The organism is Paenisporosarcina sp. (assembly GCF_057785155.1).
Window position 1 is genome coordinate 1 of the sequence record NZ_JBYNRN010000015.1, and the last position, 3,735, is coordinate 3,735.

A 3,735-nucleotide genomic window follows, 5' to 3' on the forward strand; every position below is an offset into this window, starting at 1 on the left:
GGGGAGAGTTACAGGATTAAAGAAAAGAAAAAAGCTGGATTTTTTCAGCCTGATTTAACGGAAAGTAAAGAGCCGTAATTCAGCTCTTTCTAGGGAATTTTCAACTGCTACTTTTGGGGATTATTAAGTTGGTGTTGACAAGAGCAAGCTACAATGCCTTTTGGCGAGTTCATCGTTAATCTTCCCAAACACTATCCACTAGCTTCTTTATCTGCTGTTTTCGTTGTTCTGTCTCCGTAATATTAGTTGTCCATACTCCAACAACCAATACTACTACATCGCCAACTTTAACATTTGGAGATAGGGCAAAGAGAACTAATTCAGAATGGGATAAAATCCGATTCATCATCAGATTCTAAATCACCTATCATATATTTAAGAGTACTGATTTCACTATTTACTTCAAGCATTTCAGAAAACACCGTATTTAGTTCACTCATCTTTTCAATAAAATATGTTGTAATAAAAGGATGACTATCATGCAATTTGACTAAAGTATTTTGATACGTTTCCTTTAGTTTTTCAAATCGTAATTCCACTTTTGCAAGGTGTTCCTTGTACTGTTCAATATTCCCCACAAAACCATCCCCACTCCAAATAATCTTCTGAATTATCAATTAACCAAATGTTATTAGACTACTAATAACTAAGGTCGATCTTTGAGCTAATAACGTCAACCCATCAGCAAATATCTCAGGATGCTTAAAGAAAAACAAACACAAAACCAACCCCATACAACTCCACAATATTTTTTTCATTCTATCATCTCCTTCCAACGATTATACGATTAAATAGGTAATTTGTCACATTTTTGTATAATCGTAATTAGTCCATTTTTGATGAACCTTCGATATCCTTCATTAGAAACCACTCACCATCTACCATAAACTTACCCTTGAACTGGTCTACTCGCTCCACAATGCCGACCAAAATCAACTCTTCTAATGGATGTTACATTTGCAGAGTTATCTCCTTACGATTGCTTAGAGAGTCAGCTACAGCCTGAGACACACTTTCCCACTCCTGCTCATCAAGGTCAATCCGTGATCGTTTCTTTTGCTCATGAGCCAAATCATTTAAGGATTGTTTATGTTCAGGTAGCATCATTCTGGATGATTCCCACAATCCATTTCCTTCAAGTTTCTTTGCCATGATCACACTGTCCTCATATTATTGATAACTTTATTATATAAGAACATACGTTCTATACACAATATTGACTTTATAAATTACCATTTCTCCTAAAGTGAATTGTCTTAAATTTGACGAAACAGCATTAATCAAAAACGGCTTCCCTCAAATGAAGGAAGCCAGCTATACTTAATTCATTTTATAATCACAAATCGACTTAACAGAAATCACAAACTGGTCACTAGATTCTCGAATTTCCACAAACATAATAACAACTAGCTTCCCATCGGATATGATGGAACCCTGATTTAACATATATTGAACCACTAGACTAATTTAATTCCACACCACTTTACTTCTCTATTAGAACCGTTTATACTACACTATATTGTTCGTGATAATTGAGTGTCAAAATGGAGAAATCCCTTATAGGACGTGCGGTCGTGGCGGAATTGGCAGACGCGCTAGATTCAGGTTCTAGTGGTGTAACAGCCGTGGAGGTTCGAGTCCTCTCGACCGCACCAACTATACACTTTCAAGGGTTCTGGATAGCTATTGCGCAAGCAGGCTGACCAGAACTCTTTTTTGTTTTCTTAGACCACTTTCTCTCAGTCCGTACAAAGGCACTGATTCAGGAAGTGTTTTTTGTTTTATGAACACAAATGACGCATATCGTATTTTTTTAAGAAATCTCCGTTCTATTGTACCATATTACATTTCATTATTCAGTCATTAATACTCCTATAATTAACTATGGTTAAACATATTTAGAACTAAAATTTGTATTTTAATTCATTTTAATGCATAGTAATTCCGCTGAATCAAATAGATATTTGAGGTTACATGTGCCGCATCGGAAGTACTACTCTATAAAGAAGGTATTTGTTACGCCAAATCAAATTTATTATGCACTCTATTGAGAAGCAAAGGCATTCCAACGGGATTTTGTTATCAACGACTAACTATCAGGGACACACAAGATACGGGGTATTGCATCCATGCTCTAAGTGCCGCTTATATCAAAAGTATTGGAAGATGGATACGCTTTGATGTCCGTGGAAATAAAGCTGGTATACATGCAGAATTTTCGTTAACGGAAGAAAAGTTAGCTTTTCCTGTACGGGAAGAATACAACGAAATTGACTATTTAATGATTTATAATCAGCCTAACTCAGAAACGATTGAAGCACTCAAGCAAAATACAGACACCATACATATGTATCTTAATGGATTGCCATTCAGCCTGCAGCTTCTTTTTTAATGAACTAAATAAACAAAGCAACTGGTAGGAGGGGGAAAACTTCTTGCATCCAATTACAGTCATAGAAATTACAATGTCTACCGTTTTTATCATTATTATTTTTGTAACCGCATTATTATTGCCAAAAAAAATCAGGAAATTGAATTTAATAATCGCATCTTCAATAACTGTAATATTGTTTTTACTCTTTGCAATTCGTCCCTTTTGGGTTGATCATCAAGTATCCAAGAAGACTGAACAACTAAATTATTATCTTGAGAGAAAATATCCTAATCAACAGTGGAAAATTAGCCGTAACATCGGAAAACAATATAAACCTTATCACTTAAACGTTAAGTTTGAAAACGAAAAAGGTTGGACTTATACTTACTCCGTGGTAAATGGAAATAATATTTGCCAAAGTGTTTGGACACCACCAGAAGGAAAATTTCCCGATGAAGGGAACCATTTTGAAAATAATCATTGTGAATAAGCGATAGTAATGAAAACAAACTAGAAGAATAAACGATTAATACTCTCATTTATTTTCTTTTCTGAACTGTCTCTGACAGCAAGACCTTGATCATAGGCTTTGTTCAATTCTTCAGCGATCTTGTCTGCTAATTTAATATCGACCAGTCCTTTTATTATCTCTTTTCGGCCAACGACAATATCCCATTTTTTCTCTATGATATTCAGTTTAACTTCATAACGCATCGAAATATTACCTCCATATAGGCTAGAATTTTAATGTAAGGCTCTTATTGTATTTGTTAGACTACTCTCAATCTTTAATCTCAATTAATTTTATTAGAAAATCTCCTTGCTCAATACTCATCCGCTTCTTCTCTTGCGTGTAATCCCATCCATTCACTATTGCATAATTGATTAAAGTAACACAGGTATCAGGCTTATTAAGATTAAAAAACCATGAACCTTGCCACGAGAAATAAACTTCAAAAAAAGATGTTTTCGTATTATAAGGGTACACTCGAAAACAAACCGACTTATTCTTGGTAATTCATTGATTATACAATGAAACCGAAAACCACTAACCATAACTTTCTTTAATCGCTTTCTAAATGGTTTCAATCTCAAGACCACCATTCTCTCAACTGGATCGGCTACATTAAGTTAGACAGAAAAAATAAGGGCTAGTAGAATAGAGAGATATACGGAGGAGCGGATCTACTATGCCAAAACAAAGACGTACGTTTACAGCAGAGTTTAAAAAACAGATGGTTCAACTATATGATAATGGGAAAACAAGGGCTAGCATCGTTCGGGAATATGAATTAAGTGCAACCGCTCTGGATCGTTGGATTGCGCAAAGTCAGAACTCGGGCTCTTTCACAGAAAAATCC

The 3,735-nt window shown here is 35.1% G+C and carries 6 protein-coding genes, 1 tRNA gene and 1 pseudogene; 4 read left to right on the plus strand and 4 right to left on the minus strand.

Annotated elements, in window-relative coordinates; all coding sequences use genetic code 11:
• Positions 1-175: 175 nt before the first annotated feature.
• The 3 genes from AC3EA5_RS06790 to AC3EA5_RS06800 form a co-directional block, all read right to left on the minus strand.
• Complete coding sequence (locus AC3EA5_RS06790) at positions 176-349, minus strand: hypothetical protein (protein WP_488607644.1); 174 nt, start codon at positions 347-349, stop codon at positions 176-178.
• Entirely contained in the window at positions 321-578 is a 258-nt protein-coding gene (locus AC3EA5_RS06795) for a hypothetical protein (protein WP_488607645.1), read from the minus strand. Before AC3EA5_RS06795 ends, AC3EA5_RS06790 begins: the two co-directional genes overlap by 29 nt.
• A gap of 373 nt (positions 579-951) precedes the next feature.
• On the minus strand, positions 952-1,152 hold the full coding sequence (locus tag AC3EA5_RS06800) for a YolD-like family protein (protein ID WP_488607646.1): 201 nt from the start codon (positions 1,150-1,152) through the stop codon (positions 952-954).
• A gap of 416 nt (positions 1,153-1,568) precedes the next feature.
• Here AC3EA5_RS06800 and AC3EA5_RS06805 point away from each other — a divergent pair.
• The 3 genes and pseudogenes from AC3EA5_RS06805 (at position 1,569) to AC3EA5_RS06815 (ending at position 2,864) form a co-directional block, all read left to right on the plus strand.
• A tRNA-Leu gene (locus AC3EA5_RS06805) sits at positions 1,569-1,655 on the plus strand.
• Positions 1,656-1,969: 314 nt separating this feature from the next.
• Positions 1,970-2,392: pseudogene (locus AC3EA5_RS06810) on the plus strand (transglutaminase-like domain-containing protein); the annotation flags it as partial.
• A 43-nt stretch (positions 2,393-2,435) separates the two neighbouring features.
• Complete coding sequence (locus AC3EA5_RS06815) at positions 2,436-2,864, plus strand: hypothetical protein (protein ID WP_488607647.1); 429 nt, start codon at positions 2,436-2,438, stop codon at positions 2,862-2,864.
• A gap of 20 nt (positions 2,865-2,884) precedes the next feature.
• Here AC3EA5_RS06815 and AC3EA5_RS06820 read toward each other — a convergent pair whose 3' ends face one another.
• Positions 2,885-3,088, minus strand: coding sequence for a hypothetical protein (locus AC3EA5_RS06820; protein WP_488607648.1), 204 nt, complete (start codon positions 3,086-3,088; stop codon positions 2,885-2,887).
• Between the two features lie 476 nt (positions 3,089-3,564).
• On the opposite strand from AC3EA5_RS06820, the gene AC3EA5_RS06825 reads away from it, so the two are divergent.
• A partial coding sequence (locus AC3EA5_RS06825) for a transposase (RefSeq protein WP_488607649.1) occupies positions 3,565-3,735 on the plus strand: 171 nt, incomplete at its 3' end.